We start from the raw sequence: 2,408 nt of genomic DNA, 5'->3' as shown, positions 1-2,408 counted from the left end.
CAAATGGTGCCCTTGTCCGCAGGCAGGGTGAGGGTCAGTCGTGGGTAGGCTGCGATGGTTGCTGTCTGTGTGTTGGTGCACTGACTGTTGATGCTTCGTGCTGTGACAGTGTAGGTTCCGGCTTTGTTGGTCGTGATGGACGTTTTTCCGTCGTCTACTGCACCAGTGCTCCATGTGATGTTATCATAAAGCAAAGCATCTTGAAGTGTGATGGTTGTGACGGTTTGTCCATCGCATATTGGATCAATAGGGGATGCCAGCGTGATGGTTGGTAGTGGTTTAACTGTAATGGTAGCCTGTTGTGTGCTGCTGCATGTGAGATTGTTGTATATATCCCATGCAGTCAGTTGGTATGTTCCGCTGGTGGTAACTGTTAGTGCATTGTTGGTTGACAATGTGTTTGCCGGAGCTGATAATTCTATCCATTCATATAGAGGGAAATTCTTATTCGACATTAGCGTAATGCTTTCGCCATCACAAATTTCTTTGTCGTTTCCAATGGTGAAGTCTGGCGCTTGTTTGACAATGAGTCGAAAATCGTAATAGAATGGACAGATGGGAACCAGTGGGTTTTCCTGAACCAGGACTTCAAGCCTGAATACATAATCTCCTGACGACAGTGTCACTTCATCGTTATTTTCTGCGACGAAAGTTCCATCGGTTTGTTTGATGTACCATCGATGTGAGTTGTAGGTTGGGATGAGTGGTACTTCTGTATTCCATTTGTTCAAAAGTGAAAGGGGCTCGTTGCTACAACGTAGTTCGTTCAGTAGATTAATGTTCGGAGGTGTTGGCTCATAGATGATGGTGGTTGCATTTGAAACACATCCGTTGGTTCCTGTGGCTTCTACGGAATATTCACCTGGGCGTGTTTGGTCGATGATTTCAAAAAGCCCTGCTCCTGAGGCAATGGTTTCATTGTCGTAACTCCATTGATAGGTGTGGCTGGCTGCATCGACATCGGTGTTGGTGATGGTAAATAAATCATCGGTACATACCTGTTTTTCGGGTGTGATGTCAATGATTGGATTGTCGAGTATGCGCACTTCGGTAATGCCGATAGAGATACATCCGGTAATGCCTGGGAGTGAGGGTTGTTGTGCTTCTAACTTGTAAATTCCGGGCGTGAATACGGTCAAGGTTCGTTCGGTGCCGTTACCTATGTTTTCAAATGCGCCTGCGTTCAGTTTCGACCATTGATAACTGACATAGTCATTGTAGCCTTGAAGGGTGATTTCGTTGCCTTCGCAGATGCATAGTATTTCAACTTCGTAGTCTTTTAAATTGTATTCATATGTATATGAAGGCAAGCCACAGCTGTATGTTTCATCAATGTAAATTGGATCTGGTTCTGATTTGACGATAAACGAGAAATCCTGGGTGATCGGGCAGATTGCCGTGGGGGCGTAAACGTTGGGTAGGGGCACCAACGGTGGCACAAATTGAGCCGACACATGAAAAACTCGTTTGCCGCTTTCCAATGCCGGGTCTGTGATAATGTAGTTTTCTGTGGTGATGATTGTTGGATCATTGTCGAGGCGCCATTCGTAATTGATCATTTGTGTGTCGCCTTGTATTTTATAGTGAAGCCCCGATTGGCAAACCACCAATGAATCTTGTACGTCAAATAGTTTGCCCGGATGCCATTCGAGTGTAACTGGTGCTTTAAGTTTGCAGCCCAGAGTGTTGTGTGTTGTTTCGAGTTGGTAGGTGCCCGGTTCTATTGCTGTGAAATCCAGATTGGTACTGTTGTCGCTCCATTTGTATGAATAATCTGTTTCCGGGATGACTTCAAACGTGTATGGTGTTCCATAGCACAAGATTGCTTTGTCGATACCGCCTACAAAGTTGATTTCGGGTTGATGAATGGTGATGTTGGTGCTGGCAGGGCAGCCATATTCATTCTCAATGGTGAGCGTAAGGATACCTCCTGTTGGCGATGAATAATTGTCTGTTGTGCTGGTTATGCCATTGAAGCTCCAGTAGTGACGGTATATTTTGTCTTTAATGGGTGCAATGGAGATGATTTCGTTGACACATATATCTGTTTTGAACCCGATTAAGACTTCGTCAGGAACGTCGAGGGCAATGACGCGGATGCTGTCATTGGCCGGGCATCCGTTTGTGTCAATGGCCTCGAGTTTCACCAATACTTCATCATCCACCAGGGGAGCGATTGATGTCACGTTTCCTGTTTCTGCCGCGTCATGGCTCCAGATGTATTGTGTGAAGCCGGGGGTAGCTGTGATGGTGACCGGATTGGTTGGGCATGTATAAACCGTGTCGGGTTGGATGTTCTTGTTCAGTAGATCAGAGTAGATGCTCAAATCGACCACCGGCTGTGGGAACCAGCTCACGGTGGCACTTTGTGTGTTGACGCACCCGTTGGCATCGGTGACGGTCAGCGT

1 protein-coding gene is annotated in these 2,408 nt (G+C 46.4%); it reads right to left on the bottom strand.

The window, feature by feature from the left end; genetic code table 11:
* Positions 1 to 2,408 (bottom strand): hypothetical protein (locus LX69_RS17905; protein ID WP_170124459.1); only part of this gene is annotated, 2,408 nt, incomplete at both ends.

Origin of the sequence: Breznakibacter xylanolyticus, from assembly GCF_003254275.1 — a bacterium.
GTDB lineage: Bacteria > Bacteroidota > Bacteroidia > Bacteroidales > Marinilabiliaceae > Breznakibacter > Breznakibacter xylanolyticus.
Note: the sequence above shows the minus strand (reverse complement) of the source record. Positions and strands in the feature narration are given on the sequence as shown.